Source organism: Cellulomonas sp. ICMP 17802, from assembly GCF_041295535.1.
Taxonomy (GTDB): Bacteria; Actinomycetota; Actinomycetes; order Actinomycetales; family Cellulomonadaceae; genus Cellulomonas.
The window spans coordinates 13,692-40,046 of the sequence record NZ_JBGFQZ010000020.1 but is presented as its reverse complement, the minus strand read 5'-3'; the positions used below and the strand labels follow the sequence as shown (position 1 = coordinate 40,046).

Below are 26,355 nucleotides of genomic sequence, written 5' to 3'. Positions count from 1 at the left end.
GGGTCCTTCGTGACAGACATCATCGAGCCCGCCGTGAGCAGCTCCGGCGGGTCCGCCCGCGGCGCCGGCATCTCGGCGCTCCGCCTGCCCGAGCTGCAGGCGATGGCGTCCGAGCTGGGCGTCAAGGGCACCTCCAAGATGCGCAAGGGCGACCTCGTCCAGGCCATCTCGGAGGCTCGTGGCGGCTCCCGGCCGCGGGCGCTCGAGCCGCGCCGCGCCGAGACCGTGGCGGTGGCCGACGCCCCCGCCCCCGTGACCGCCCGTGCGGCCCGCGCGCCGCGCACCCAGGCGCCGCAGCTCGACCTCGGGGGCGAGGTCGCGCCCCAGCAGGACCGTGCGCCGCAGGACCGCGCGCCGCAGCAGGAGCGCGCCGCCCAGGCCCCGCGCGGCGACGCGCTCGCCGGGCTCGAGGCCGCGCTGGACGCCAAGCTCGCACCCGTCGAGCACCGCGACGACCGCGCCGCGCGTGCGGCCGAGGCCGTCGGCGGCGTGACCGGTGAGCGGCGCTCGCGCCGGGCCGGCCGCGGCGCCGGTGCGCCGCAGGGCGACGAGGGCGACCTCGCGCAGGCCAACGGCCAGCAGGACCGTCAGCAGGGCGTGGCCCAGCAGGACCGCCCGCAGCGCGAGACCCAGGACCGTCAGCAGGGCGTCGCGCAGCGTGACGGCCAGCAGGGCACCCGCCCACAGGCGGCACCCCCGCGCGAGGGCCAGCAGCAGGGCGCCCCGCAGCGCCAGCAGGACGAGGACGGCGGCCTCGACGAGCGCGGCGGTCGTCGTCGGCGCTCGCGCGACCGGTACCGCGACCGCGACCGTGACCGCAAGGGACGCGGCACCCGTGGCCGCCCGGGCGCGGGCGAGCTCGCGGGTCTCGACGACATCGAGGTGAGCGAGGACGACGTCCTGCTGCCCGTCGCCGGCATCCTCGACCTGATGGACAGCTACGCGTTCGTCCGCACCACGGGCTACCTGCCCAGCCCGAACGACGTGTACGTCTCCCTCAACCAGGTCAAGCGCTACGGCCTGCGCCGCGGCGACGCCGTGACCGGCGCCGTCCGCCAGCCCCGCGAAGGCGAGCAGCCGCCGGCTCAGGGCAACCGGCCCAGCAAGTTCAACGCGCTGGTCCGGCTCGACTCGGTCAACGGCCTGGAGCCCGACGGCGCCCGCGTGCGCCCCGAGTTCAACAAGCTCACGCCGCTCTACCCGCAGGAGCGCCTGCGCCTCGAGAGCGACTCGGGCAAGCTGTCGCCGCGCGTGATCGACATCGTCGCCCCCATCGGCAAGGGCCAGCGCGGCCTCATCGTCGCGCCCCCCAAGGCCGGCAAGACGATCATCATGCAGCAGATCGCCAACGCCATCACGACCAACAACCCCGAGGTCCACCTCATGGTCGTGCTCGTCGACGAGCGCCCCGAAGAGGTCACGGACATGGAGCGGACGGTCAAGGGCGAGGTCATCGCCTCGACCTTCGACCGCCCCGCCTCCGACCACACGATCGTCGCCGAGCTGGCCATCGAGCGGGCCAAGCGCCTGGTCGAGCTGGGCCAGGACGTCGTCGTGCTGCTCGACTCGCTCACGCGCCTGTCGCGGGCGTACAACCTGGCCGCCCCGGCGTCCGGGCGCATCCTCTCGGGTGGTGTCGACGCCTCGGCGCTGTACCCGCCCAAGCGGTTCTTCGGCGCGGCCCGCAACATCGAGCACGGCGGCTCGCTCACCATCCTCGCCTCGGCGCTGGTGGAGACCGGCTCCAAGATGGACGAGGTCATCTTCGAGGAGTTCAAGGGCACCGGGAACATGGAGCTCCGGCTCTCCCGCGGCCTGGCCGACAAGCGCATCTTCCCGGCGGTCGACGTCAACGCGTCGGGCACGCGGCGCGAGGAGATCCTCATGCCGCACGACGAGCTGAAGATCATCTACAAGCTGCGCCGCGTCATGGGCGCGCTCGACCAGACCCAGGCCATCGAGCTGCTCATCGGCAAGCTGCGCGAGACCAAGTCGAACGTCGAGTTCCTGCTGCAGGTGCAGAAGACGACGCCCGGCGGCGACTGACCGCCCGGCACCCCGACGGCCCCGTCCTCCGCACCGGAGGGCGGGGCCGTCGTCGTCCCGCTACGGTGCACTCGTCGGTGGCACACCCAGGAGGCGTTCGATGGCGAAGTCGTGGAGCACAGAACCGTCCGAGGCCCTCCGGGTGCGCGCGGGCTTCGACCTGGCGAGCGCCGACCTGGCCGCGACGCCCGGGTGGGAGCACGGCGAGAAGTCGGCCGAGAAGCGGCTCGCGGCGGACGGCGTCCACCTGGGCGAGGAGCAGGAGCGGCTGTTCGCGCAGGGTCGCTCCGGCGGCACGCGCTCGGTGCTGCTTGTGCTGCAGGGGATGGACACCGCGGGCAAGGGCGGGATCGTCCGCCACGTCCTCGGCCTGGTGGACCCGCAGGGCGTCCAGCTGAGGTCGTTCGGCGTCCCCACCGAGAAGGAGCGTGCGCAGCACTACCTGCAGCGGATCCGCGAGGCGCTGCCGGCACCGGGCCACATCGGCGTGTTCGACCGGTCGCACTACGAGGACGTGCTGGTGGTCCGCGTGAACCAGCTGGTGCCGCGCGAGGTCTGGGAGCCCCGGTACGACGAGATCAACGCCTTCGAGCAGGAGGTCGTCGACTCGGGCACGGTGATCGTCAAGGTGGCGCTGCTGGTGTCGGTCGCCGAGCAGAAGGCGCGGCTGCGCGAGCGCCTGGAGCGCCCCGACAAGTACTGGAAGTTCAACCCGGGCGACATCGACGAGCGCGCCAAGTGGCCCCTGTACCAGGAGGCGTACCAGGCGGTCCTCGACCGCACGAGCACCGACCACGCCCCCTGGTACGCCGTGCCGGCGGACAACAAGTGGTACGCGCGGCTGGCCGTCGGGCGGCTGCTGCGGGGCGCTCTCGAGGGTCTCGACCCCGAGTGGCCCCCGGCCGACTTCGACGTGGCGGCCGAGACGGCCCGGCTGGACGCGCAGCCGTTCTGACGCGTCGCCGGCGGTCGGGACGGGATGATTTCGAGCCTCGTCGCTGTTATGGCACAATGGTTCGCTGGTCTGCGGTTCACCGGCGCCGTCTCGCGCGTCCGGACCCGGAGACATCCACCCAAGGAGAAGTTTCGTGAAGGCTGACATCCACCCCGAGTACGTCCTGACCGAGGTCACCTGCACCTGTGGCAGCACCTTCGTCACGCGCTCGACGGTCACCAGCGGCAAGATCCACGCCGACGTCTGCAGCGCCTGCCACCCGTTCTACACGGGCAAGCAGAAGATCCTCGACACCGGTGGCCGCGTGGCCCGGTTCGAGGCGCGGTACGGCAAGAAGGCCGCCAACTAGCACTCCCGCAGCGCCGGTGCCCGGCGCGGACGACTGCCCTCCATGGCAGTGTCCGCGAGGGCACCGGCGCTGTGTCGTTGTCGGACGCAGCCGCCACCAGCCCTGAGGACCCACGCATGAGCGAGGCATTCGCCGCCGCCGAGCCGCTGCTCGCCGAGCACGCCCAGATCGAGGCGCAGCTGGCGGACCCCGCGGTGCACGCGGACGCCGCCAACGCGCGTCGGCTGGGCCGCCGGTACGCCGAGCTCGGCCGCGTCGCGCAGGCGTACACCGCCTGGAAGGCCGCGTCCGACGACGCCGCGGCGGCCGCCGAGCTGGCGGAGGTCGACGAGAGCTTCGCGGCCGAGCTGCCGAGCCTGCAGAAGGCCGCCGACGTCGCGTCCGCCCGGCTGCGCGAGGTGCTCATCCCGCGCGACCCCGACGACGCCCGGGACGTGATCCTCGAGGTCAAGGCGGGGGAGGGCGGCGAGGAGTCGGCGCTGTTCGCCGCGGACCTGCTGCGGATGTACACGCGCTACGCCGAGAAGATGGGCTGGGCGACGCAGCTGCTGGGCGCCACCGAGTCGGACCTCGGCGGCTACAAGGACGCGCAGCTGGCCATCAAGTCGCGCGGCACGGTCGCCCCCGAGGACGGCGTGTGGGCGCACCTGAAGTACGAGGGCGGCGTGCACCGGGTCCAGCGGGTGCCCGTCACCGAGTCGCAGGGCCGCATCCACACCTCCGCCGCCGGCGTCCTGGTCTTCCCGGAGGCCGAGGACGAGGGCGAGGTCGAGATCGACGCCAACGACCTGCGCATCGACGTCTACCGCTCGTCCGGCCCCGGCGGCCAGTCGGTCAACACCACCGACTCCGCCGTGCGCATCACGCACCTGCCCACCGGCATCGTCGTGTCGATGCAGAACGAGAAGTCGCAGCTGCAGAACCGGGAGGCCGGCATGCGCGTGCTGCGCGCCCGGATCCTCGCGGCCCGCCAGGAGGAGGCCGCCGCCGCGGCGAGCGAGGCCCGCCGGTCGCAGGTCCGCACGGTCGACCGGTCGGAGCGGATCCGGACGTACAACTTCCCCGAGAACCGCATCGCCGACCACCGCACCGGCTACAAGGCGTACAACCTCGACGTGGTCCTGGGCGGGGAGCTGGCGCCGGTCGTGCAGTCCGCGATCGACGCCGACGAGGCCGCGCGGCTGGCGTCGGCGGGCGACGCGTGACCACCCCCGACCTGCGCGCCCTCGTCGAGGGAGCCACGCGGATCCTCGCCGAGGCGGGCGTGCCGTCCCCGCGGCACGACGCGACCGCGCTCGCCGCGCACGTGCTCGGGCAGGAGCGTCTCGAGCTCGTCCTGCCGCCCCCGGTCCCGGACGGCTTCGCGGAGCAGTTCGCCGGCCTGGTCGAGCGACGCCGGCTGCGCGAGCCCCTGCAGCACCTGGTGGGCACCACCGGCTTCCGGTACCTCACGCTGCTGGTCGAGCCGGGCGTCTTCGTCCCGCGGCCGGAGACCGAGATCGTCGCGCAGGTCGCCGTCGACGAGGCGCTGCGGCTCCCGGCCCCGCTCGTCATCGACCTCTGCTGCGGCGCCGGCGGCATCGCCCTCTCGGTCGCCACGGAGGTCCCCGCGGCCCGCGTCGTCGCGGTGGACCTGTCGCCCGAGGCCGTCGACCTGACCCGCCGCAACGCGCTCGCGGTCGGGGCGGAGCACGTCCGCGTGCTGCACGGCGACGTCGCGGACCCGGCGCTGCTGAGCGAGCTCGACGGCACGGTCGACGTGCTCGTCGCCAACCCCCCGTACATCCCGCCCGACGCCGAGCCGGTGGAGCCCGAGGTGCGCGACCACGACCCCGACCTCGCGCTCTACGGCGGCGGCCTCGACGGCCTGGAGGTGCCGCGGGCCGTGCTGCAGGCGGCCGCCCGGCTGCTGGCCCCCGGCGGCCTGCTCGTCATGGAGCACGCCGAGGTGCAGGACGAGGCGGCGCGCGCCGACGCGGCCGCCACCGGCGCGTTCGTGGACATCGAGTCGCGCCCCGACCTTACCGGACGCCCCCGGATGCTGGTCGCGCGCCGGAACGCCCAGCCCGACGTGACAGACTCGGCGCCGTGAACGAGCGGATCATCCCCGCGAGCGACCCCACCACGTGGGGGCCGGCGCTCGACGAGGCGGTCAACGTCCTGTCCCGCGGCGGGCTCGTCGTGCTGCCGACGGACACGGTCTACGGGATCGCCGCCGACGCCTTCACCCCGCCCGCCGTGCAGGCGCTCCTCGACGCCAAGGGGCGGGGCCGTCAGATGCCGCCGCCCGTGCTGATCCCGGACGTGCGCACGCTGGACGGCCTGGCCACGGCCGTCCCCGAGGGTGCACGTGCGCTGGCCAACTCGTTCTGGCCCGGCGGCCTCACGCTCATCGTCCGCGCGCAGCCGTCTCTCGCGTGGGACCTGGGGGAGACGCGCGGCACGGTCGCGCTGCGCGTGCCGGACCACGAGACGGCCCTGGCGCTGCTGCGCCGCACGGGACCCCTCGCCGTCTCGAGCGCGAACACCACGGGGTCGCCCGCGGCCGTCACCGCCCAGCAGGCCTACGACCAGCTGGGCGAGTCCGTCGCGGTCTACCTGGACGCCGGCGACGCGCCCGGCCAGGTCGCCTCGACCATCGTCGACGCCACGGGGGACACGCTGCGCCTGGTGCGTGCCGGTGCCCTGAGCCTCGAGCAGCTGCGCGAGGTCACCGCCGTCGAGGGGCCCGCCGCGTGAGGGTCTACCTGCTCGCGCTGCTCATCTCGGCCACGGTCGCGTACCTGATGACCCCGCTGGCCCGCTGGTGTGCGCTGCGCTGGGGGGCGATCACCGCGGTGCGGTCCCGCGACGTGCACGCCATCCCCACGCCCCGGCTGGGCGGCATGGCGATGTTCGCCGGGATCCTCGTGGCGATCGTCATGGCCAGCCGGCTGCCGTTCCTCGACAGCGTGTACTCCAACCCGCGGCCGCTCATCGGCATCGTGGGCGGCGCCGCGATCGTGTGCGCCCTCGGGGTCGCCGACGACATCTGGGACCTCGACTGGCTCACCAAGCTCATGGGGCAGGTGCTGGCCGGCGGGTTCCTGGCCTGGCAGGGCGTGCTCGTCTACCAGCTGCCCACGGGCAGCATCCCGATCATCGGGTCCACCCGGATGGCCATGTTCCTCACCGTGCTCACGGTGGTGATCGCCATGAACGCGGTGAACTTCGTCGACGGCCTCGACGGGCTCGCGGCCGGCGTCCTGGCCATCGGGGGCACGGCGTTCTTCCTCTACGCCTACCTGCTGACCGAGGGCGCCAACCCGGGCGCGTACGCCAACGCCAACCTGGCCACCCTCGTGCTGGCGGTGCTGGTCGGCGCCTGCGTCGGGTTCCTGCCGCACAACGTCTACCCGGCGCGCATCTTCATGGGCGACTCGGGCGCCATGGTGCTGGGCTTCGTGTTCAGCGCCGCGGCCATCGTGGTCACCGGGCAGATCGACCCCGAGCAGGTGCTCGAGCGGCAGCGGTTCCCCGCGTTCCTGCCGATGCTGCTGCCGTTCGCCGTGCTGCTGCTCCCGCTGCTCGACATGGGGCTCGCGATCGTCCGGCGCGTCGGCGCCGGCAAGTCGCCGTTCCACCCCGACCGCATGCATCTGCACCACCGGATGCTCCAGCTGGGCCACTCGCACCGCCGGGCGGTCGTGATCCTGTACGTCTGGACGGCCGTGTTCGCCTTCGGGGTCGCGGCCCTGGTCCGCTGGTCCACGACGGTGGTGCTCATCGCCTTCGGCGCGGCCGTCGTCGCCGCCACCCTGCTGACGCTCGGACCCCTGCGCGGCCGGGCCGCCACACCGCCCCTGGAGGCTGCCGCACCATGACCACCACCCCGTCGTCCACCGACCTCGTCTTCCGCCAGGCGCTGCGCGACATGCTCGTGCTGCTCGGCGTGCTCACCGTGGTCGGCGTGCTGGTCGGCTACCTGGTCGACGGCCTGGCCGGGGTCTGGGGCGCGCTCATCGGCGTCGGCGTCGCGCTGGTCTTCTCCGGGACCACCGTGATCTCGGTCCAGCGCACCACGCGCTCGGCCCCGACGACCATGATGGCGGTCATCCTCGGCGCCTGGCTGGTGAAGATCCTCGTGGTCATCGCGCTGCTCGTGGCCCTCAAGCCGCTCGACTTCTACAACCCCCAGGTGCTGGCGGTCGTGATGCTCCTCGGGGTCATCGGGTCGGCCGTCCTGGACGCCCGTGCGGTGTCCCGCGGACGGGTCGGCTACTTCGAGCCGGCGGCCGGTCCGGGAGCCGCCCAGAGCCCCTCGGGCAACGCCGGGCCGGGTCCGGACCAAGCGGGTTCATAGGTTAGGCTTCCTCCCATCCATGAAGGCCCGGCGCCGTGCTCGTGCCCGCACTGATGCGGCACTCGGCGCACACGACCACGGGAGACCGCCCTGTTCAGCCTTGCGACGATCCTGCCGCTCGCCGCGGATGACGGCGGCGGGGGTTTCCACGCCCCCTCGCTCATCGACTTCTTCCCGCCGGCCATCTGGTTCGAGGGCACCCCGTTCGAGATCAACCGGATCATCCTGGTCCGGTTCATCGCGGTCGTCGCGCTCCTGCTGGTCTTCATCATCGGCGCCAAGCGCGCCACGCTGGTCCCCGGCCGGTTCCAGAGCGTCCTCGAGATGGGCCTGGACTTCTGCCGGAAGTCGATCGCGTACGAGATCCTCGGTGAGAAGGAGGGCAAGAAGTACGTCTCGATGATCACGACGATCTTCTTCGCCGTCTTCGTCTTCAACATCACCGGCGTCATCCCGTTCCTCAACATCGCGGGGACCTCGGTGATCGGCCTGCCGATCATCTTCGCGCTCTGGGTCTACGTGATGTACCAGTACGAGGGCGTCAAGAAGTTCGGCCTGGGCGGCTACCTCAAGCACAGCCTGTTCCCGCCCGGCGTCCCGTGGCCCATCTACATCCTGCTGACGCCGGTCGAGGCCCTGCAGGTGTTCATCCTGCGGCCCGCCACGCTCGTCATCCGGCTCCTGGCCAACATGCTCGCCGGGCACCTGCTGCTGGCGCTGTGCTTCGCCGCGACGTCCTTCCTCCTCTTCGAGGCCTCGGCCGGGCTCAAGGCGTTCGGCGCCGTGACCTTCGTCGCCGGCTTCGGGTTCTTCCTGCTCGAGGTCTTCGTCGCCGCACTGCAGGCGTACGTGTTCTCCATCCTCACGGCGGTCTACCTGCAGATGGCCACCACCGCAGAGCACTGATCGAACCCGCGACGTCCTGATCCCCGGGTCGTCGCCCCGCAACGGACGCGCCGCGCGGCGCGCAGATGAAAGGAACCAGATCTAGTGGAAATCACCGGTCTCGCCCTCGTCGGCTACGGTCTTGCGGCCATCGGCCCCGGCATCGGCCTCGGCATCCTGTTCGGCAAGACGATCGAGGGCATGGCGCGCCAGCCTGAGATGTCCGGCCAGCTCCGCTCGACGATGTTCATCGGCCTGGCGTTCATCGAGATCCTCGCGCTGCTCGCCATCGCGACGCCGTTCTTCTTGAAGTGATCACCGCGCAGCTCGTCGCTGCCGCGCACAGCGTGGCGGCGGCCACCCAGACGGAGGACATCAACCCCCTCCTGCCGGAGACCTACGACATCGTGTGGTCGCTGGTGATCGTCGTGATCATCGCCGTCGTGTTCATCAAGTACGCCCTGCCGAAGTTCCAGGCCGTGCTCGACGAGCGCACGGAGAAGATCGAAGGCGGGCTGCAGCACGCCGAGGCCGCCCAGGCCGAGGCCGCTGCCCTGCGTGCGGAGTACGAGCAGCAGCTCGCCGACGCCCGCACGGAGGCCGCCCGCATCAAGGAGGCGGCCCGCGCCGAGGGCGGTGCGATCGTCACCGAGCTCAAGGCGAAGGCAGCCTCCGAGGCCGCGCGCACGCTCGAGACGGCCCAGCGCCAGATCGAGGCCGAGCGTCAGCAGGCGGCGGTCTCGCTGCGTGCCGACGTCGGCGCGCTCGCGACGGACCTCGCGTCCAAGATCGTGGGCGAGTCCCTCGAGGACGCCGCGCGCCAGTCGCGCGTGGTCGACCGCTTCCTGGCCGACCTCGAGGCGTCCACCGCAGCGACGAGCGCAGGCAAGGAGAACTGATGCGCGGCACGAGTCTGGCGTCCCTGTCCGCGGCACAGGTCCGGTTCGAGCCGGTGCTGGCCGCCGCGGGCACGCAGGCGATCACGCTCGGCGAGCAGCTGTTCGCCGTCGTGGACGCCCTGGACTCCTCGGGCTCGCTCCGGCGGACGCTCTCGGACCAGTCCATCGAGTCCGGCGCCAAGGCCGGCCTCGTGGCGGGCGTGCTCGCCCGGTCCGACAAGCGGGTGGTCGACGTGGTCACCACCCTCGCGCAGGCGCACTGGTCGTCGGCCGAGGACCTGGTCGACGCCGTCGAGCAGCTGGGCTTCGACGCCCTGCTCGTGTCGGCGCAGGCCGGCGGCGAGCTCGAGCGGGTCGAGGACGAGCTCTTCCGCATCACGCGGTCGCTGGTCGGCCAGCGCGAGGTGCGCCAGGCGCTGTTCGACCCCCGGGTCCCGGGCGACAAGCGCGGGGACCTGGCCGAGAACCTGCTGCGGGGCAAGGTCGCCGACGCCACCCTCGCGGTGGCCCGGCGCGCCGCCGAGGCCCCTCGCGGCCGGCGGTTCGTCGCGACGCTCGGCCACGTGGCCGACCTCGCCGCGACGCGTCGCGAGCGCCTCGTGGCGTCCGTGACGTCGGGCAGCGAGCTCTCGCAGGCGCAGATGGACCGCCTCGGCAGCATCCTGCAGCAGGCCTACGGGCAGGAGCTGCAGCTCAACGTGACGGTGGACCCCGAGATCCTCGGGGGACTGCGCATCCAGGTGGGCGCGGACGTGGTCGACTCGACCGTGCTCGCCAGGCTCGCCGACGCACGACGACGACTTGCCAGCTGACGGTCGGCCCCAGGCCGTCCGCGTGTACGACACTTCGACCGCTCATCGGCGGTCACGACAGGAGAAGAGCAATGGCTGAGCTGACGATCCGGCCGGACGAGATCCGGGCCGCGCTGGACAGCTTCGTGAAGTCCTACGAGCCGACCGGCGTGGTGTCCGAAGAGGTCGGTCGCGTGACGCTGACCGCCGACGGCATCGCCCAGGTCGAGGGCCTGCCCGGCGCGATGGCGAACGAGCTGCTCCGCTTCGAGGACGGCACGCTCGGCCTCGCGCTCAACCTCGACGTCCGTGAGATCGGCGTCGTCGTCCTGGGCGAGTTCACGGGCATCGAGGAGGGCCAGGAGGTCCGCCGCACGGGCGAGGTCCTCTCCGTCCCGATCGGTGACGGCTACCTCGGCCGCGTCGTGGACCCGCTGGGTCAGCCGATCGACGGCCTGGGCGAGCTGCCGACCGAGGGCCGCCGCGCCCTCGAGCTGCAGGCCCCCGGCGTGATGCACCGCAAGTCGGTCGACGAGCCGCTGCAGACCGGCCTCAAGGCCATCGACGCGATGATCCCGATCGGCCGCGGCCAGCGCCAGCTCATCATCGGCGACCGCCAGACCGGCAAGACGGCCATCGCGATCGACACGATCATCAACCAGAAGGCCAACTGGGAGTCGGGCGACCCGAAGCAGCAGGTCCGCTGCATCTACGTCGCCATCGGCCAGAAGGGCTCCACCATCGCCGCCGTCCGCGGCGCCCTGGAGGAGGCCGGCGCGCTCGAGTACACGACCATCGTCGCGGCCCCCGCGTCCGACCCGGCCGGCTTCAAGTACCTCGCGCCCTACACCGGCTCGGCCATCGGCCAGCACTGGATGTACCAGGGCAAGCACGTCCTCATCGTCTTCGACGACCTGTCCAAGCAGGCCGAGGCCTACCGTGCCGTGTCGCTGCTGCTGCGTCGCCCGCCGGGCCGCGAGGCCTACCCGGGTGACGTCTTCTACCTGCACTCCCGCCTGCTCGAGCGTTGCGCCAAGCTCTCCGACGACCTCGGCGGCGGCTCGATGACGGGCCTGCCGGTCATCGAGACCAAGGCCAACGACGTGTCGGCGTACATCCCGACCAACGTCATCTCCATCACGGACGGGCAGATCTTCCTGCAGTCCGACCTCTTCAACGCGGACCAGCGTCCCGCCGTCGACGTCGGCATCTCGGTGTCCCGCGTCGGTGGTGCCGCGCAGGTCAAGGCCATGAAGAAGGTCTCCGGCACGCTGAAGCTGGACCTCGCGCAGTTCCGCTCGCTGGAGGCGTTCGCGATGTTCGCGTCCGACCTCGACGCGGCGTCCCGCGCGCAGCTGACTCGTGGTGCCCGCCTCATGGAGCTGCTCAAGCAGGCGCAGTACTCGCCGTACCCGGTCGAGGACCAGGTCGCGTCGATCTGGGCCGGCACCAAGGGCAAGCTGGACGACGTCCCGCTGGCCGACGTCCGCCGGTTCGAGAGCGAGCTGCTCGACCACCTGCGCCGCAACACCGAGGTCCTGTCGACCATCGCGTCGACCGGCAAGCTCGAGGACGACACCGAGAAGGCTCTCGGCGACGCGATCGACGAGTTCCGCAACGGGTTCCTCGTGGGTGACGGCACGACGCTGGTCGGCTCCACCGACGACGGTGCCGAGGTCGACGTCGAGCAGGAGCAGATCGTCCGGCAGAAGAAGGGCTGACCGTGGCAGGTCAGCAGCGCGTCTACCGGCAGCGGATCCGGTCGACACAGTCGCTGAAGAAGATCTTCCGCGCGATGGAGCTCATCGCTGCCTCGCGCATCGGCAAGGCGCGGGACCGGGTGACGGCGGCGACGCCGTACTCCCGGGCGCTGACCCGTGCCGTGTCGGCCGTGGCGACGCACTCGAACGTGACCCACCCGCTCGTCACCGAGCGGTCGGACACCAACCGGGTCGCGGTCCTCGTCGTCACGTCGGACCGCGGCATGGCCGGTGCCTACTCGGCGAGCGCGATCCGGGAGGCCGAGCGCCTCATCGGTCGCCTCACCGAGGCGGGCAAGGAGCCGGTCGTCTACGCCGTCGGCCGCCGCGCCATCTCGTACTACGCGTTCCGTGGGCGTGAGCTCGCGGAGCAGTGGTCGGGCAGCTCGGACGCCCCGACGGTCGAGACCGCCACCGACATCGCCGACACCCTGCTCGCGGCCTTCCGGGCGCCGGCGGACCAGGGTGGCGTCGCGGAGCTGCACGTCGTGTTCACGCACTTCAAGAACATGGTGTCGCAGACGCCGCGCGTGATCCGGCTGCTGCCCCTCGAGATCGTCGAGGGCGTCGAGGCGCGCGACGAGAACGAGATCCCGCCGCTGTACGAGTTCGAGCCGTCGCCGGAGGCCGTGCTGGACGCGCTGCTGCCGATGTACGTGCGCAGCCGCATCTACACCTGCCTCCTGCAGGCCGCGGCCTCCGAGCTCGCCGCTCGCCAGCGCGCGATGCACACCGCGACCGAGAACGCCGAGGACCTGGTGCGCATGTACACCCGGCTCGCCAACCAGGCCCGCCAGGCCGAGATCACCCAAGAGATCAGCGAGATCGTGTCGGGCGCCGACGCGCTCGCCTCCTAACACTGGAGAAACCATGACTGCTACCACCACCGAAGCGGCCGTCGAGCACGCGTCCGGCCCCGGCGTGGGTCGGGTCGCGCGGGTCATCGGCCCCGTCGTCGACATCGAGTTCCCGTCCGACCAGATCCCCGAGATCTACAACGCCCTGAAGGTCGACATCGACCTGTCGACCCAGGGCGAGGGGGAGGCCTCCGGCGCGACGACGATGACGCTCGAGGTCGCCCAGCACCTCGGCGACTCGCTGATCCGCGCCATCGCGCTCAAGCCGACCGACGGCCTGGTCCGCGGCGCGCTCGTGCGCGACACCGGCGAGGCGATCTCCGTGCCCGTCGGCGACATCACCAAGGGCCACGTCTTCAACGTCATCGGCGAGGTGCTCAACCTCAAGGAGGGCGAGAAGCTCGAGATCACCGAGCGCTGGCCCATCCACCGCAAGCCCCCGGCCTTCGACCAGCTCGAGAGCAAGACCCAGATGTTCGAGACCGGCATCAAGGTCATCGACCTGCTGACGCCGTACGTGCTGGGCGGGAAGATCGGCCTCTTCGGCGGTGCGGGCGTCGGCAAGACGGTCCTCATCCAGGAGATGATCCAGCGCGTCGCGCTCAACCACGGTGGTGTCTCGGTGTTCGCCGGTGTCGGCGAGCGCACCCGTGAGGGCAACGACCTCATCGTCGAGATGGAGGAGGCCGGCGTCTTCGACAAGACGGCGCTCGTCTTCGGCCAGATGGACGAGCCGCCGGGCACGCGTCTGCGCGTCGCCCTGTCGGCGCTGACGATGGCGGAGTACTTCCGCGACGTGCAGAAGCAGGACGTGCTGCTCTTCATCGACAACATCTTCCGGTTCACGCAGGCCGGTTCCGAGGTGTCGACGCTGCTCGGCCGCATGCCGTCCGCGGTCGGCTACCAGCCGAACCTCGCCGACGAGATGGGCATCCTCCAGGAGCGCATCACCTCGACGCGCGGCCACTCGATCACCTCGCTGCAGGCGATCTACGTGCCCGCCGACGACTACACCGACCCGGCGCCGGCCACGACGTTCGCGCACCTCGACGCCACCACGGAGCTGTCGCGCGAGATCGCGTCGCGCGGCCTCTACCCGGCCGTCGACCCGCTGACGTCGACCAGCCGCATCCTCGACCCCCGCTACGTCGGCCAGGCGCACTACGACGCCGCGACCCGCGTGAAGTCGATCCTGCAGCGCAACAAGGAGCTCCAGGACATCATCGCGATCCTCGGCGTCGACGAGCTGTCGGAGGAGGACAAGACGGTCGTCGCACGCGCCCGTCGCATCCAGCAGTTCCTCTCGCAGAACACGTACATGGCCGAGAAGTTCACCGGTGTCGTCGGCTCCACGGTCCCGCTCACGGAGACGGTCGAGGCCTTCGGCAAGATCGCCGACGGCGAGTTCGACCACATCGCCGAGCAGGCCTTCTTCAACATCGGCGGCCTCGAGGACCTCGAGCGCAACTGGGCCCGCATCCAGAAGGACTACGGCGTCTGACCCGTCAGACCGACGCAGGGGCGCCCTCCACGGGCGCCCCTGCGTACCCGTAGTCCCGCACATCATCGAAGGAGGGTCTCGTGGCAGACATTGAGGTTGAGCTCGTCGCCACCGCCGGCAAGCTCTGGTCCGGCACGGCCTACATGGTCTCGGCCAAGGCGGGCGAGGGCGAGATCGGCATCCTGGCCGGTCACGAGCCCGTGCTGTCCGTGCTGCAGCCCGGCGAGGTCCGCGTGTTCCCGTCGCAGGGCGCCCAGCCGAAGCGCTGGCAGGTCGAGGGCGGGTTCCTGTCCTTCGACTCGAACCACCTGACCATCGTCGCCGACCACGTCGTCGAGGGCGCCCGCCCCGCGACGCCGCCGGCCGCGCACTGAGGTCGCCGGCACGGTGAGCGGGCACGTCGTCGCACTCGGGTGTGTCGTCGTCGTCCTCCTGCTCGTCCTCGCGGCGCTCTGGGGCTCGCGGGTGCACACCCTGAACCGGCGGGTGGGCTCGTTCTCGTGCTCCGTCGGCCGCACGGCCGACGGGCCGTGGTCGTCGGGCGTCGCGCAGTACGGGACCGACTCCCTGTACTGGTGGCGGTACCGCTCGCTGGCGGCCCGGCCGCGGGAGCGCTGGCAGCGCATGGGCCTGACCGTCCTCGAGCGTCGCGAGACGGCCGCCGGGCAGCTGCTGGTCACCTGCCGCCCGGGCGCGGCGACCACCGTGGTCCACCTGCTGATGAGCACCGAGGCCTACGCGGGCCTCACGTCGTGGATCGAGGCGACGCCCTCGCGCGTCGGCTCGGTCATCTGACGGAAAGAGTTCCGATGCGTCTCGTCGTGGCGTCCTGCGCTGCCCGCTACAGCGGCCGGCTCAACGCGCACCTGCCCCTCGCCACCCGCCTGCTGCTGGTGAAGTCCGACGGCAGCGTGCTGCTGCACTCGGACGGCGGCTCGTACAAGCCGCTGAACTGGATGAGCCCGCCGTGCACGCTCGCGGTGTCCGAGCCGTCCGACGAGTCCCGAGCCGCCGGCGTCACCCAGGTGTGGACCGTGCAGCACCAGAAGTCGGACGACCGCCTCGAGATCGACCTGTACGAGGTGCAGCACGACTCCGCGCACGAGCTGGGCGTCGACCCCGGCCTGGTCAAGGACGGCGTCGAGGCCCACCTCCAGGAGCTGCTCGCGGCGCAGATCATCCTGCTCGGCACGGGGCACACCCTGGTCCGTCGGGAGTACCCCACGGCGATCGGCCCGGTCGACATCCTGGCCAAGGACCCCTCCGGCGGCACCGTCGCCGTCGAGATCAAGCGCCGCGGAGACATCGACGGCGTCGAGCAGCTGACCCGCTACCTCGAGCTGCTCAACCGCGACCCGCACCTGGCCCCGGTCCGCGGGGTGTTCGCCGCGCAGGAGATCAAGCCGCAGGCGCGCGTGCTGGCGACCGACCGGGGCATCGGCTGCCTGGTGCTCGACTACGACGCCATGAAGGGCGTCGACGACTCGGGCTCACGCCTGTTCTGAGGCCCGACGGGCCGTGAGAGTCGCCTCGGCCGCCGCGGCGATCACCTCGGTGAGGTGTCGGACGCCGGGATCCGCGAGGCGGGACCGGCGTGCGGCGACGGCGACCGTCCGCTCGACGGGCGCCGCCGGGCGCAGCAGCCGGACCCCGTGCGGGACCCGGTCCACCGTGAGGTCCGGCACGAGCGCCACCCCGACCCCCGCGGCGACGAGCGCCAGCTGGACGGCGAAGTCCATCGACTCGGCGACGATGCGGGGACGGAAGCCGGCAAGCCCGCAGGCGCGCTCGACCATGGCGTAGCAGGTGACGTCCCCGGTCGGCGCGATCCAGGGGTGCTCGGCGTAGTCCTCGAGGCGAGAGCTCGGGTCCCCGAGCGCCGGCACGGCGAGCCAGACCGGGTCGGTGCCGAGCACGTGGGTCGCCACGTCGGGCGCGACGTCCCGCGGGACGTTGGAGTACGCGTGGATCACGGCGAGGTCGACGGCTCCCGCGGCCAGGGCGTCGAGCGCGGGCTCCGGCTCGGCGGTCGTCAGGTGCAGCTCGAGGGTGGACCCGTCCTCGCCGCGCAGGCGTCGGAACGCCTCCGCGAGGATCGTGCGGGCTGCCGAGGGGAACGCCGCGACGGTGTAGCGGCCCACCGTCCCGGCGCGGAGCGCGTCCAGCTCGAGCTCGGCGATGGACAGGCGGTCGACGACGTCGCGAGCATGCTCTGCCAGCACGCTCCCTGCCGGGGTCAGGACGACGCGACGGCCCTGCCGCTGCGTCAACGGGATCCCCACCTCCTTCTCCAGCGACGAGAGCTGCATGGAGACACCGGGGGCGCTGAGGTGCAGCTCGTCGGCGACGGCCGCGAGGGTGCCGAGCCGCTCCAGAAGGGTGAGCATCCGGAGCTTGCGCACGTCGAGCATGAGAAGCATCACTCCCAGTGATGTGAGGTTCACAAACAGTCAGTAGACCTGATGGGTAGAGACTGTCACGCTCGAGCGGTGAAGGACAACAGGGCACTCGTCGCGGGGCTGGCCGTCGTCGTGCTGTGGGCGTCGGCGTTCGTCGCGATCCGCGCCGCGGTGCCCGCGATGGGGGTGATCGGCCTCGCGGGCGTGCGGACCGGCGTCGCGGCGCTCGCCCTGCTCGCCCTCGCCGTGGTGACGCGGTCGCGCCGACCGCGCTCTCGGGACCTGGGCTGGATCGCGGCGTGCGGGTTCCTCGGGATGCCCGCCTACCAGCTGCTCCTGAACTGGGGCGAGCTGCACGTCCCCGCGGGCACGGCCAGCATGATCGTCGCGGCGGCGCCCGTCGTCTCGGTCGGCGTCGCGCGGCTCCTGTTCCACGAGAAGGTCGCGCGGGCGACGGTCGTCGGGAGCGTCGTCGCGCTCGTCGGGGTCGCGTTCGTGTGCCTGGCCCGCGCGGGGGTCTCGCTCTCCGCGTCGGTGTGGATCGTGGTGGCCGCGATGGTCGTGCAGGGCATGTACCACCCGCTCCAGAGGCCGCTCCTCGCGCGCTACTCGAGCCTCGAGGTCGCGTGCTACGCGATCGTGGCCGGCGCGGTGATGACGATGCCCCTGGTCGTCGTCGACCTCGGCAACCTGGCCCGCGCCGACGGCGGCGCGTGGCTCGCCGCCGTGTACCTGGGCCTCGTGCCGTCGGCGATCGGCTTCGTCCTGTGGGCGTACGCCGTCGGCCGGATGCCGGTCGCGGTGTCGACGTCGCTGCTGTACCTCGTGCCGCCGGTCGCCGTCCTGCTCGGATGGGCGTTGCTCGGCGAGCTCCCGGTCCGCGCCGAGCTGCTGGGCGGCCTGGTCGTGCTCGTCGGCGTCGTGATCATCGCGCGGGCACCGCGGCCCGCGCCTCGCCCCGCACGGCTTGAACATGTTCAGTTGAACGTGTTCAAATGAGTCATGAGCGACGACACCAAGGAGCTGGTGCGGGCGACCGCCCTCCGGCTGTTCCGCGAGCGCGGCTATGCGGCCACGACCATGCGCGCGATCGCGCAGGAGGCCGGGGTCGCCACCGGCAACGCGTACTACCACTTCGCGTCCAAGGACCACCTGGTCCAGGAGCTGTACCTCGACGTCAACCGGGAGCACGTCGTCCGCGCGCGCGAGGTGCTGGCGCGCGGAGGGGACCTGACCGACCGGCTGCGCGGCGTGCTGCTGGCCGGCGTCGACGCGTTCGCGGACTACCACGCGTTCGGCGGGGAGTTCATCACCGTCGCCATCCGGCCGGGGTCGGCCGCGAGCCCGTTCTCGGCGCACTCCGCGGACGCGCGCCGGCTGAGCCAGGGCATCTTCCGCGAGCTCGTGGAGGGGGCGACCCCCGCGGTCCCGACCGTCCTGCGCGACGAGCTGCCCGAGCTGCTCTGGCTGGCGCAGCTGGGCGTGACGCTGTTCTGGGTCTACGACGGGTCCCACGGGCAGCGCCGCACCCGGACGCTCGTCGAGGGGATCGCGCCGCTGATCGGTCGGCTGGTGAGGCTGTCGCGGCTGCCGGTGCTGCGCGGTGCCGCCGACGACGTGCTCGCGCTGGTGCGCGCGGTGCGGGCATGAGCCACGGCGCAGCCGTCGTCGGCGGGTTGGCCGGGGATCGCTCTGCGTCGGGTGCGTCGTGACGGTCCACGGCCCGGCAGCGGTCCTCGCGCTGTGCCTGCGCTGCGTCGCGGTGCTCGCGCTGGTCAACGTGCCGCTCGTGCTCGCCGTCCAGCTGGTCACGGACCCCTCGGCCCTGGCCGGACAGGGCTGGTCGCAGGGCGTCGCCTTCCTCTGCTACGTCCTGCTCGTCGCGGCGGTGCCCGTGCTCGTCGTGGGCTTCCCGGCGGGCGTGCTCACGGCTCACCTGGTGCGGCGGAGCCGACGCGAGGCGGTGCACGTCGGCGCGTTCGCCCTCGTCGGCGCCGCGCTGTCCGTCGCGCTCTGCGTCGGGTTCGGTGTGGTCCAGCCCGTGAGCCCGCACGCCGTGCTCGCAGCGCTGGAGGGGGCGGTCGGCGCGGGCGGCGCGCGCTGGTGGTCCGGGTGGGCGCGCCGCCGTCGCGCCGGCCGACCGAGGACGCCCACGGACGAGGACGTGGAGGACGCGGTCCTCGACGACGCGCGCGGCTGACGTCGTCAGCGCGCCCGCAGGTCCTTGCGCAGGATCTTCCCCGACGCCGACTTCGGGATGGAGTCGACGAACTCGACCTGGCGGATCTTCTTGTGCGGTGCGACGCGCTCGGCCACCCACGCCATCAGCAGGTCGGCGTCGAGGGGCGACCGCGGCACGACGAACGCCTTCGGTGTCTCCTGCCCGTCGGCGTCCGCGACCCCGATGACAGCGGCGTCCTGGACGTCCGGGTGCGTCAGCAGGAGGGCCTCGAGCTCCGCCGGGGGCACCTGGTAGCCGTGGTACTTGATCAGCTCCTTGAGCCGGTCGACCACGTAGAACGCGCCGTCGGCGTCGACCGTCACGACGTCGCCGGTGTGGAGGTAGCCGTCGGCGTCGAGGGTCTCGGCGGTCGCGGCCTCGTCGCCCAGGTAGCCGACCATGACGTTCGGGCCCTGGCACCAGAGCTCGCCCGGCTCGCTCATCCCGTCGGCCGGGACCTCGATCTCGTGCCCGTCCGCGGGGTCGATCACGCGGCACACCATGTTGGGGATGATCAGACCGATCGAGCCGCGGGGGAGGTCGTCGCGGTCGGCCGGGACCGCGTGCGAGACCGGGCTCATCTCGGTCATGCCGTAGCCCTGCACCACCCGGCACCCGAGGCGCTCCGCGACGGCGTCCGCGAGGGCGCCGGCCAGGGGTGCGGCGCCGGACAGGATCGTGTGCACGCTCGACAGGTCGTGCTCGGCCACCGCCGGGTGCTTGGCCAGCGCCACCGCGATGGGCGGGGCGATGAAGAGGTAGGTGCAGCGTCGCCGCTCGACGGTGGCGAGGAACTGCGCGAGGTCGAACCGCGCGAGCGTCACCAGACGGGCCCGTGCCCGCAACGAGAGGTTGAGCAGCACCGTCATGCCGTAGATGTGGAAGAACGGCAGCACCGCGGCCACCACGTCGTCGGGGCCGAGCCGGATCAGCCGGCGCGACTGCTCGACGTTGGCCACGAGGTTGCGGTGCGTGAGCATGACGCCCTTGGCCGTCCCCGTCGTCCCGGACGAGTACGGCAGCACGGCCAGGTGCGTCGCGGGGTCGATCGCCACGTCGGGGGCGGGCCGCCTCTCGGCGAGAAGGTCGGCGAGCGACTCGTGCCCCGGGGCCCCGTCGGCCACGACGATGCGGTCGTCCCCGAGGCCGACGGCGTGCGCGCCGGCCAGCATCGGCTCGGCGAGCACCGAGACGGTGATGGCGAACGATGCCCGCGAGTCGGCGAGCTGGCGCCGGATGTCGTCGGCCGTGTAGAGGGAGTTGACGGTGGTGACCGTCGCGCCGGCGCGCAGGATCCCGTGGAAGAGCGCCACGAACGCGGCGGAGTTCGGCGCGTGCAGGGCCACGACGTCGCCGGGCCGCACCCCGCGGGCGGCGAGCGCCCCGGCCACGGCGAGGACTCGGTCGACCAGGTCGCCGTAGGTGAGCTCGGCGTCCCCGTCGACCACCGCGACCGTGCTGAGCTCGTCGGGGGAGAGGCTCCCGAGCACGTGGTCGAACACGGAGACGTCCGGGACGTCGACGTCAGGGTAGGGACTCGCGATGCTCACCGCTGCTCCTCGCGCCGGGGTGCGCACGCCGGTGTGCGCGGCCAACGCTCGGCACGCTACCCGGTGCGGAGTCGTCCGTCGCGTGCGCAAGGATGAGCCCGTGACCCTCATCCTGCGTGGCCGGTTGGTGACTCCCCGCGGCATCCTCGACGACGGCGCCGTGGTCGTCGACGACGCCACGATCGTGTGGGTCGGCCCGGCCGACGGCCTGCCGCCGGCATGGACGCTGCCGGAGCCGAGCGACGCGACGATCCTGCCGGGCCTGGTCGACCTGCACTGCCACGGCGGCGGGGGAGCGAGCTTCCCGGACGCCGTCGACGCGGCGGACGCCCAGCGCGCGGTCGACGAGCACCGCCGGCACGGCACCACCAGCCTGGTCGCGTCGCTGGTCACGGCCCCGACGGACGCCCTGCTCGAGCGGACCGCCCTGCTGGCAGGCCTCGCGGACGCGGGCGAGATCGTCGGCATCCACCTCGAGGGGCCCTTCCTGTCGGCGGACCGCTGCGGCGCCCAGAACCCCGCCGACATGCTGCCGGGCGACCCGGAGCTGGTGCGCCGCCTCGCGGAGGCGGCGGGGGGTCACCTGGTCACGATGACGGTCGCGCCGGAGGTCCCCGGGGCCGGCGGCGTGATCGAGGCCCTGGTCGACGCCGGCGCGGTGCCCTCGATCGGCCACACCGACGCGTCGGCCGAGCAGGTGGACGACGCCGTGGACCGCGGGTTCGACCTGCTGGCCGCGCGGTCCAACGGCCGGCTGACGGCCACGCACCTGTTCAACGGCATGCGCCCCCTGCACCACCGCGACCCGGGCCCGATCGCCGCGTGCCTCGCGGCCGCCGCGCGCGGCGAGCTCGTGGTGGAGCTGGTGGCCGACGGCACCCACCTGGCGGACGGCACGGTCCGGTCGGTGTTCGACCTGGTGGGCGCCGGCTCGATAGCGCTGGTCACCGACGCCATGGCGGCCGCGGGCATGCCCGACGGGTCGTACCGGCTCGGGCCCATGGAGGTCGTGGTCGCCGACGGGGTGGCGAGGGTGGCCGATGAGACCGGCGCGATCGCCGGGGGAGTGGCGCACCTGCTCGACGTGGTCCGCCACGTCGTCGCCGCCGGGATCCCGCTCGAGGACGCCGTGCTCGCGGCGGCGACCACCCCGGCGGACGTGCTCGGCCGCCGCGACCTCGGCGCGCTGGCCGCGGGACGGCGGGCCGACCTCGTGCTCGTCGACGACGAGCTGCGGCCCCTGCGCGTGCTGCGCGGGGGCGCCTGGCTATGACGCCGGCGCGGTGGTGGTCCGGGCCGTGAGCTCGGGCGCCAGCAGCCGGGTCTCGGCCTCCTGGCCGTGGTCGAGCCGGTGCATGACCATCTCGACCGCGACCGCCCCGATCCGCGTGGCCGGGATGCTCACCGCCGTGAGTGCCTGCACCTGACCGAGCGCGACGTCCTCGGGGCAGACGGCGACCACGGAGACGTCTCGCGGCACCTCGATCCCGCGCTCGCGCAGGGTCGCCAGCACGGCCGGCAGGGCGACCTCGTTGTGCACCACGAGCCCGGTCACGCCGGGCAGCCGGGCGAGGACGCGGTCGAGCGCGTCCACGGCGCCGGCGACCGACGACTCGCACGGCTCGAAGACGGCCTCGACGCCGAGGCGCTCGGTCTCGGACCGGAACCCGCGGACCATGCGCTGGGCGTAGGTGGTGTGCCGGTCGAGCACGGCCTGCGGCGAGCCGATCAGCGCGATCCGGCGGTGCCCGAGGTCCGCGAGGTGGTCGACCGCGGTGCGCGCGACCGCCTCGAAGTCGAGGTCGACGCACGAGAGGCCCGAGGCGTCGCGGGGCAGCCCGATGAGCACGGCGGGCTGGCGCTGGCGGCGCAGGATGGGGAGCCGGGGGTCCTCGGCCTCGACGTCCATCATGATCACCGCATCGACCATCGACCCGGCCGCCACCCGCTCGATGCCGGCGTGGTCGTCCTGGGTGAGCAGCAGGACGTCGTGCTCGAAGTCGCGGGCGCGCGTGACCACCCCGGTGACGAACTGCATGATCACGCCGACGTTGACGTCGACGCGCAGGGGCGCCATGAGCGCGAGCACGCTGGTGCGCTGCGAGGCGAGCGCGCGGGCGCCGGCGTGCGGTCGGTAGCCCAGCTCGCGCACGGCGCGCTCGACCCGCTGCCGGGTCGAGGCCGAGATCGGGCGCTTTCCGGACAGGGCGTACGAGACGGTCGACACCGAGACGCCCGCCGCTCGTGCGACGTCGTCGATCGTGGTCACGGCACCGCCCCTCCTTCGCGTCGAGCCCCGGGACCCGGGCGCCGGGAGTCACCCTAGCGGGCAGCCCCCGGTCGGACCGGGAGCCTGCACCGAGGGCACGGCCTCCACGGCGAAGCGCTTCGACGATAGCCGTTGATGCAGTCCGGCAAAAGCCCCACCAACCCCGGCTGGACAACGAAAGAATCGGACGCTAAGTTATCGAAGCGCTTCGACGATCGGGCCTCACACCCGACCATCCACTCGATGAGGAGAACCCGGATGAGGATCAGCACACGGCGATGGGCGGCCGTCGGTACCGCCGCCCTCCTCGCCCCGCTCGCACTGGCCGCCTGCAGCAGCAGCGGCGGGGGCAGCGGCGGCGGAGACGGTGACGCGGACACCAAGACGCTCACCATCTGGCACTACGAGAACGACGAGTCCGCCATGGGTCAGGCCTGGAACAAGGCCATCGAGATCTTCAAGACGGAGCACCCGGGCGTGACGGTCGACGTCGAGCACCAGACGTTCGAGCAGATCCAGAAGAACGCCAAGATCGTGCTCACCGGCGACGACGTCCCGGACGTCATGGAGTACAACAAGGGCAACGCCACGGCCGGCCAGCTCGCGTCGCAGGGCCTGCTGACCCCGCTGACGGACGTCGCCAAGGAGAAGGGCTGGGACACCAAGCTCAGCGGCTCCCTGGCCACGACCGCCACGTACGACGAGAACGGGCTCATGGGCTCGGGCGACTGGTACGGCGTGCCGAACTACGGCGAGTTCGTCGGCGTCTACCTCAACAAGGACCTGTTCGCGCAGTACGGCATCGCGGTCCCGACCACCTTCGACGAGTTCGAGGCCGCCCTCGCCACCTTCAAGCAGAACGGCGTCACGCCGCTCGCCGAGGCCGGCGCGGAGTACCCGCTGGGCCAGCTCTGGTACGAGCTGGTGCTGCACTACGGCGACCGCGCGCTGGTGGACGACTACCAGCTGTTCAAGAACGACGTCGACTGGCACGGCGACGCCATGACCAAGGCGACCGAGAAGCTCGACGAGTGGGTCAAGAAGGGCTACATCGCGTCCGACTCGGCCGGCCTGACCGCCGAGGACATGGGCACCTCGTTCATCGCGGGCACCTACCCGATCATGGTCTCCGGCTCGTGGTGGTTCGGCCGCCTGCAGTCCGAGATCACGTTCGACTGGGCGCAGACCCTGTTCCCCGAGAACACGCTGCACCCGGGCTCGTCCGGCAACATCTGGGTGGTCCCCACCAACGCGGACTCCAAGACGCTGGCCGAGGACTTCATCGACATCACGCTGCGCCCCGAGGTGCAGGACGTGCTCGGTCAGGCGGGCGGTCTGCCCGTCGCCGGCGACCCGTCCACCATCACGGACCCGAAGACGGCGGAGCTCACGCAGAACTTCACCGACATCCTCGGCGACGACGGCCTGGCCTACTACCCGGACTGGCCGGTCGCGGGGTTCTACGACGTGATCGTCAGCCAGCTGCAGTCGCTGGTCAACCAGTCGAAGTCGCCCGACGAGGTGCTCGACGGCCTCAAGGACGCCTACGAGTCCGGCAAGCAGGACCTGCTCGGCGAGTGACCCCGTCGTGCCCGGGCGGGAGCTGCCCGCAGTCAGCACCCGCCCGGGCCGCCGGGCCCGCCCCACGGAGGACCCCATGAGCACCGACGCTCTGCACGACCGCACGCTCGACGCCGCGCCGCCCGCCACCACGCGTGCTCCCCGTCGCCGCCGGACCCGCCCCACGTGGGTGCCCTACCTGCCGTACCTGGTGCCCGGTCTGATCGGGTTCGTGGTCGTCATCGGCATCCCGTTCGCGACGAACGTCGTGTACTCCTTCCAGAAGTGGAAGGGGGGCATGGCCCCTCACATCTGGGTCGGCGTCGACAACTACACGGCGCTGCTGCACGACGAGCAGTTCTGGACCTCGTTCCGGAACTCGATCTCGATGATCGTCGCGATGGTGATCGTGCCGACCCTGATCGGGCTCCTGCTGGCGTCCGTGCTCTTCGACTACCTGGGCAAGACGTTCGGCGCCCGCTCCGCCTCGGTGCTGCGGGCCACGTACTACCTGCCGCAGATCCTCCCCGTCGCCGTCGCCGGCGTGCTGTGGAACTGGATCCTCAACGCGCAGACCGGCGCGGTCAACGAGATCCTGCGGTCGATCGGCATCGAGAACCCGCCCAACTGGCTGGGGTCGCCCACCACCGCGCTGCCCAGCGTGATGCTCGTGCTCGTGTGGGTGCAGATCGGCTACCCGGTCGTCATCTTCATGTCGGCGCTCCAGCGCGTCGACCCCGAGCTGTACGAGGCGGCCGAGCTCGACGGCGCCGGCTGGTGGCGCCGCTTCCGGGCGATCACGATCCCGCAGATCAAGCCCGAGACGTTCGTCGTGGTGCTGACGTGCACCGTGGCCGCGCTCAAGGTGTTCGGCCCGATCTACGTGCTGACCCGCGGCGGCCCGGAGGGCTCGACCCTGGTGCCCAGCTACTACTCGTACCTCAACTTCTTCGACAAGTCGAAGGTCGGCTACGGCGCCGCGGTGGCCAACGTGCTCACGCTCGTGATCGTCGTCGTCGCCGGGATCATCCTCGTGCTGCAGGCGCGGTCCGAGCGCAAGGAAGGGGTCGGCTGATGGCCGTCGAGGTGGTCGCCGCTCCGGCGACGAAGGTGCACGCCGACCTGCCGAGCGGTGCCCGGCACCGCCGCGGGACGGCCCGCTGGTTCGTGCTCGCGTTCGCGGTGCTCGTCGCGCTGCTGATGATCGTGCCGTTCCTCATCATGCTGCTCAACGCGTTCAAGTCCCCGGCGGACTACTCCGCGAACGGTCCGCTCAGCTGGCCGCAGGAGTTCTACACCACGGGCGTCAAGGCGTTCTGGGACCGCGTGAACTTCCCGCAGAAGCTGCTCAACTCGATCTGGATCTCCGGCGCGGTCGCCATCGCGGGCACGCTGCTCTCGCTGCTGAACTCGTACGCGATCGGCATCGGGCGGATCAAGGGCCGGCTCTGGGTGGTGACGCTGTTCCTGCTGGCCACGATGCTGCCGCAGGAGGCCCTGATCTACCCCCTGTTCACCATGGCGCAGCAGGCCGGCCTGTCCAACTCGCCGTGGTCGGTGATCATCATCTTCACCGTCATCCAGTCGGCGTTCGGCACCTACCTGCTGTCCTCGGTGCTCAGCACGTTCCCCAAGGCGCTGCTCGAGGCGGCGGCGCTGGACGGCGCCACCCGCTGGCAGGTGCTGTGGCGCGTCGTGTTCCCCGTGGTCCGGCCGACGCTGTCCGTGCTGATGATCTTCTTCTTCATCTGGACCTGGAACGAGTTCTTCATCCCGCTGGTCATGCTGACCTCCAACGACACGCAGACCATCCCTGTGGCACTGGCGTCATTGCAGGGTGACCGGATGATGGATGCGCCGACCACCAACGCCGGTGCCCTCGTCTCGCTCGTGCCCGCGGTCCTGTTCTTCCTCCTGTTCCAGCGCACCCTGACCCGCGGCGTCACCGCCGGCGCAGTCAAGTAAAGGCAT

The 26,355-nt window shown here is 72.0% G+C and carries 28 protein-coding genes; 25 read left to right on the top strand and 3 right to left on the bottom strand.

Annotated elements, in window-relative coordinates; translation table 11 throughout:
- The first annotated feature begins 9 nt into the window (after positions 1–9).
- From rho to nucS, 18 genes are all read left to right on the top strand, one after another.
- Positions 10–2,046, top strand: a complete 2,037-nt coding sequence (gene rho / locus AB5970_RS14115; RefSeq protein ID WP_370504587.1) for a transcription termination factor Rho — start codon at positions 10–12, stop codon at positions 2,044–2,046.
- A gap of 100 nt (positions 2,047–2,146) precedes the next feature.
- Entirely contained in the window at positions 2,147–3,001 is an 855-nt protein-coding gene (locus AB5970_RS14110) for a PPK2 family polyphosphate kinase (RefSeq protein WP_370504586.1), read from the top strand.
- Positions 3,002–3,134: 133 nt separating this feature from the next.
- A complete protein-coding gene (rpmE, locus tag AB5970_RS14105; protein WP_056096298.1) occupies positions 3,135–3,350 on the top strand; it encodes a 50S ribosomal protein L31 in 216 nt (71 codons plus the stop codon).
- Positions 3,351–3,466: 116 nt separating this feature from the next.
- On the top strand, positions 3,467–4,555 hold the full coding sequence (prfA, locus tag AB5970_RS14100; RefSeq protein ID WP_370504585.1) for a peptide chain release factor 1: 1,089 nt from the start codon (positions 3,467–3,469) through the stop codon (positions 4,553–4,555).
- Positions 4,552–5,442 carry a peptide chain release factor N(5)-glutamine methyltransferase gene (prmC, locus tag AB5970_RS14095; protein WP_370504584.1) on the top strand — a complete coding sequence of 297 codons (891 nt, stop codon included), beginning with the start codon at positions 4,552–4,554 and terminating at the stop codon, positions 5,440–5,442. The genes prfA and prmC overlap by 4 nt, the downstream gene beginning before the upstream one ends.
- Positions 5,439–6,089 carry an L-threonylcarbamoyladenylate synthase gene (locus tag AB5970_RS14090; protein WP_370504583.1) on the top strand — a complete coding sequence of 217 codons (651 nt, stop codon included), beginning with the start codon at positions 5,439–5,441 and terminating at the stop codon, positions 6,087–6,089. The genes prmC and AB5970_RS14090 overlap by 4 nt, the downstream gene beginning before the upstream one ends.
- Positions 6,086–7,213, top strand: coding sequence for a glycosyltransferase family 4 protein (locus AB5970_RS14085; protein WP_370504582.1), 1,128 nt, complete (start codon positions 6,086–6,088; stop codon positions 7,211–7,213). Before AB5970_RS14090 ends, AB5970_RS14085 begins: the two co-directional genes overlap by 4 nt.
- The gene (locus AB5970_RS14080; protein WP_370504581.1) at positions 7,210–7,692 is read left to right on the top strand and encodes a hypothetical protein; all 483 of its coding nucleotides are present in this window, start codon (positions 7,210–7,212) and stop codon (positions 7,690–7,692) included. The genes AB5970_RS14085 and AB5970_RS14080 overlap by 4 nt, the downstream gene beginning before the upstream one ends.
- Before the next feature lie 162 nt (positions 7,693–7,854).
- Positions 7,855–8,598, top strand: coding sequence for a F0F1 ATP synthase subunit A (gene atpB / locus AB5970_RS14075; RefSeq protein ID WP_370504604.1), 744 nt, complete (start codon positions 7,855–7,857; stop codon positions 8,596–8,598).
- Positions 8,599–8,682: 84 nt separating this feature from the next.
- Complete coding sequence (atpE, locus tag AB5970_RS14070) at positions 8,683–8,892, top strand: ATP synthase F0 subunit C (RefSeq protein WP_370504580.1); 210 nt, start codon at positions 8,683–8,685, stop codon at positions 8,890–8,892.
- Entirely contained in the window at positions 8,892–9,476 is a 585-nt protein-coding gene (locus AB5970_RS14065; protein WP_370504603.1) for a F0F1 ATP synthase subunit B, read from the top strand. The genes atpE and AB5970_RS14065 overlap by 1 nt, the downstream gene beginning before the upstream one ends.
- Positions 9,476–10,288, top strand: coding sequence for a F0F1 ATP synthase subunit delta (locus AB5970_RS14060; protein ID WP_370504579.1), 813 nt, complete (start codon positions 9,476–9,478; stop codon positions 10,286–10,288). Before AB5970_RS14065 ends, AB5970_RS14060 begins: the two co-directional genes overlap by 1 nt.
- A 71-nt stretch (positions 10,289–10,359) precedes the next feature.
- A complete protein-coding gene (atpA, locus tag AB5970_RS14055; protein ID WP_370504578.1) occupies positions 10,360–11,988 on the top strand; it encodes a F0F1 ATP synthase subunit alpha in 1,629 nt (542 codons plus the stop codon).
- Positions 11,989–11,990: 2 nt separating this feature from the next.
- Positions 11,991–12,884, top strand: a complete 894-nt coding sequence (locus AB5970_RS14050; protein ID WP_370504577.1) for a F0F1 ATP synthase subunit gamma — start codon at positions 11,991–11,993, stop codon at positions 12,882–12,884.
- A 13-nt stretch (positions 12,885–12,897) separates the two neighbouring features.
- The gene (gene atpD, locus AB5970_RS14045; protein ID WP_370504576.1) at positions 12,898–14,385 is read left to right on the top strand and encodes a F0F1 ATP synthase subunit beta; all 1,488 of its coding nucleotides are present in this window, start codon (positions 12,898–12,900) and stop codon (positions 14,383–14,385) included.
- A gap of 80 nt (positions 14,386–14,465) precedes the next feature.
- Positions 14,466–14,759 (top strand): F0F1 ATP synthase subunit epsilon, encoded by a 294-nt coding sequence (locus AB5970_RS14040; protein WP_370504575.1) that lies wholly within the window; start codon positions 14,466–14,468, stop codon positions 14,757–14,759.
- A gap of 13 nt (positions 14,760–14,772) precedes the next feature.
- Positions 14,773–15,180, top strand: coding sequence for a DUF2550 family protein (locus AB5970_RS14035; RefSeq protein WP_370504574.1), 408 nt, complete (start codon positions 14,773–14,775; stop codon positions 15,178–15,180).
- 14 nt (positions 15,181–15,194) lie between these two features.
- Positions 15,195–15,890 carry an endonuclease NucS gene (gene nucS, locus AB5970_RS14030; RefSeq protein WP_370504573.1) on the top strand — a complete coding sequence of 232 codons (696 nt, stop codon included), beginning with the start codon at positions 15,195–15,197 and terminating at the stop codon, positions 15,888–15,890.
- On the opposite strand, the gene AB5970_RS14025 is transcribed toward nucS, so the two are convergent.
- Positions 15,876–16,796, bottom strand: a complete 921-nt coding sequence (locus AB5970_RS14025; protein WP_370504572.1) for a LysR family transcriptional regulator — start codon at positions 16,794–16,796, stop codon at positions 15,876–15,878. The two genes, nucS and AB5970_RS14025, sit on opposite strands and share 15 nt — an antisense overlap.
- Positions 16,797–16,874: 78 nt before the next feature.
- On the opposite strand from AB5970_RS14025, the gene AB5970_RS14020 reads away from it, so the two are divergent.
- The 3 genes from AB5970_RS14020 to AB5970_RS14010 are packed head-to-tail and all read left to right on the top strand — an operon-like array spanning position 16,875 to position 18,984.
- A complete protein-coding gene (locus AB5970_RS14020) occupies positions 16,875–17,783 on the top strand; it encodes a DMT family transporter (protein ID WP_370504571.1) in 909 nt (302 codons plus the stop codon).
- A gap of 3 nt (positions 17,784–17,786) precedes the next feature.
- The gene (locus AB5970_RS14015) at positions 17,787–18,434 is read left to right on the top strand and encodes a TetR/AcrR family transcriptional regulator (protein WP_370504570.1); all 648 of its coding nucleotides are present in this window, start codon (positions 17,787–17,789) and stop codon (positions 18,432–18,434) included.
- Between the two features lie 58 nt (positions 18,435–18,492).
- Positions 18,493–18,984 (top strand): hypothetical protein, encoded by a 492-nt coding sequence (locus AB5970_RS14010; protein WP_370504569.1) that lies wholly within the window; start codon positions 18,493–18,495, stop codon positions 18,982–18,984.
- A 5-nt stretch (positions 18,985–18,989) separates the two neighbouring features.
- On the opposite strand, the gene AB5970_RS14005 is transcribed toward AB5970_RS14010, so the two are convergent.
- Positions 18,990–20,555, bottom strand: coding sequence for an AMP-binding protein (locus AB5970_RS14005; protein WP_370504568.1), 1,566 nt, complete (start codon positions 20,553–20,555; stop codon positions 18,990–18,992).
- A 100-nt stretch (positions 20,556–20,655) separates the two neighbouring features.
- On the opposite strand from AB5970_RS14005, the gene nagA reads away from it, so the two are divergent.
- Complete coding sequence (gene nagA, locus AB5970_RS14000) at positions 20,656–21,828, top strand: N-acetylglucosamine-6-phosphate deacetylase (RefSeq protein WP_370504567.1); 1,173 nt, start codon at positions 20,656–20,658, stop codon at positions 21,826–21,828.
- Here the strand turns inward: nagA and AB5970_RS13995 are convergent.
- Entirely contained in the window at positions 21,823–22,824 is a 1,002-nt protein-coding gene (locus AB5970_RS13995) for a LacI family DNA-binding transcriptional regulator (protein ID WP_370504566.1), read from the bottom strand. The genes nagA and AB5970_RS13995 overlap by 6 nt on opposite strands.
- Positions 22,825–23,082: 258 nt before the next feature.
- Here AB5970_RS13995 and AB5970_RS13990 point away from each other — a divergent pair, with 258 nt between their 5' ends.
- From AB5970_RS13990 to AB5970_RS13980, 3 genes are all read left to right on the top strand, one after another.
- Positions 23,083–24,405, top strand: a complete 1,323-nt coding sequence (locus AB5970_RS13990; RefSeq protein WP_370504565.1) for an ABC transporter substrate-binding protein — start codon at positions 23,083–23,085, stop codon at positions 24,403–24,405.
- Between the two features lie 76 nt (positions 24,406–24,481).
- Positions 24,482–25,459 carry a carbohydrate ABC transporter permease gene (locus AB5970_RS13985; protein WP_370504564.1) on the top strand — a complete coding sequence of 326 codons (978 nt, stop codon included), beginning with the start codon at positions 24,482–24,484 and terminating at the stop codon, positions 25,457–25,459.
- A complete protein-coding gene (locus AB5970_RS13980) occupies positions 25,459–26,349 on the top strand; it encodes a carbohydrate ABC transporter permease (protein ID WP_370504563.1) in 891 nt (296 codons plus the stop codon). The genes AB5970_RS13985 and AB5970_RS13980 overlap by 1 nt, the downstream gene beginning before the upstream one ends.
- The last annotated feature ends 6 nt before the right edge of the window (positions 26,350–26,355 follow it).

Excerpts from the sequence above, each read along its gene's own strand:
- AB5970_RS14110 (WP_370504586.1), top strand. The coding sequence starts at position 2,147 with ATGGCGAAGTCGTGGAGCACAGAACCGTCCGAGGCCCTCCGGGTGCGC.
- prfA (WP_370504585.1), top strand. The coding sequence starts at position 3,467 with ATGAGCGAGGCATTCGCCGCCGCCGAGCCGCTGCTCGCCGAGCACGCC.
- AB5970_RS14080 (WP_370504581.1), top strand. The coding sequence starts at position 7,210 with ATGACCACCACCCCGTCGTCCACCGACCTCGTCTTCCGCCAGGCGCTG.
- AB5970_RS14060 (WP_370504579.1), top strand. The coding sequence starts at position 9,476 with ATGCGCGGCACGAGTCTGGCGTCCCTGTCCGCGGCACAGGTCCGGTTC.
- atpA (WP_370504578.1), top strand. The coding sequence starts at position 10,360 with ATGGCTGAGCTGACGATCCGGCCGGACGAGATCCGGGCCGCGCTGGAC.
- atpD (WP_370504576.1), top strand. The coding sequence starts at position 12,898 with ATGACTGCTACCACCACCGAAGCGGCCGTCGAGCACGCGTCCGGCCCC.
- nucS (WP_370504573.1), top strand. The coding sequence starts at position 15,195 with ATGCGTCTCGTCGTGGCGTCCTGCGCTGCCCGCTACAGCGGCCGGCTC.
- AB5970_RS14025 (WP_370504572.1), bottom strand. The coding sequence starts at position 16,796 with ATGCTCGACGTGCGCAAGCTCCGGATGCTCACCCTTCTGGAGCGGCTC.
- AB5970_RS14015 (WP_370504570.1), top strand. The coding sequence starts at position 17,787 with ATGAGCGACGACACCAAGGAGCTGGTGCGGGCGACCGCCCTCCGGCTG.
- AB5970_RS13990 (WP_370504565.1), top strand. The coding sequence starts at position 23,083 with ATGAGGATCAGCACACGGCGATGGGCGGCCGTCGGTACCGCCGCCCTC.
- AB5970_RS13985 (WP_370504564.1), top strand. The coding sequence starts at position 24,482 with ATGAGCACCGACGCTCTGCACGACCGCACGCTCGACGCCGCGCCGCCC.
- AB5970_RS13980 (WP_370504563.1), top strand. The coding sequence starts at position 25,459 with ATGGCCGTCGAGGTGGTCGCCGCTCCGGCGACGAAGGTGCACGCCGAC.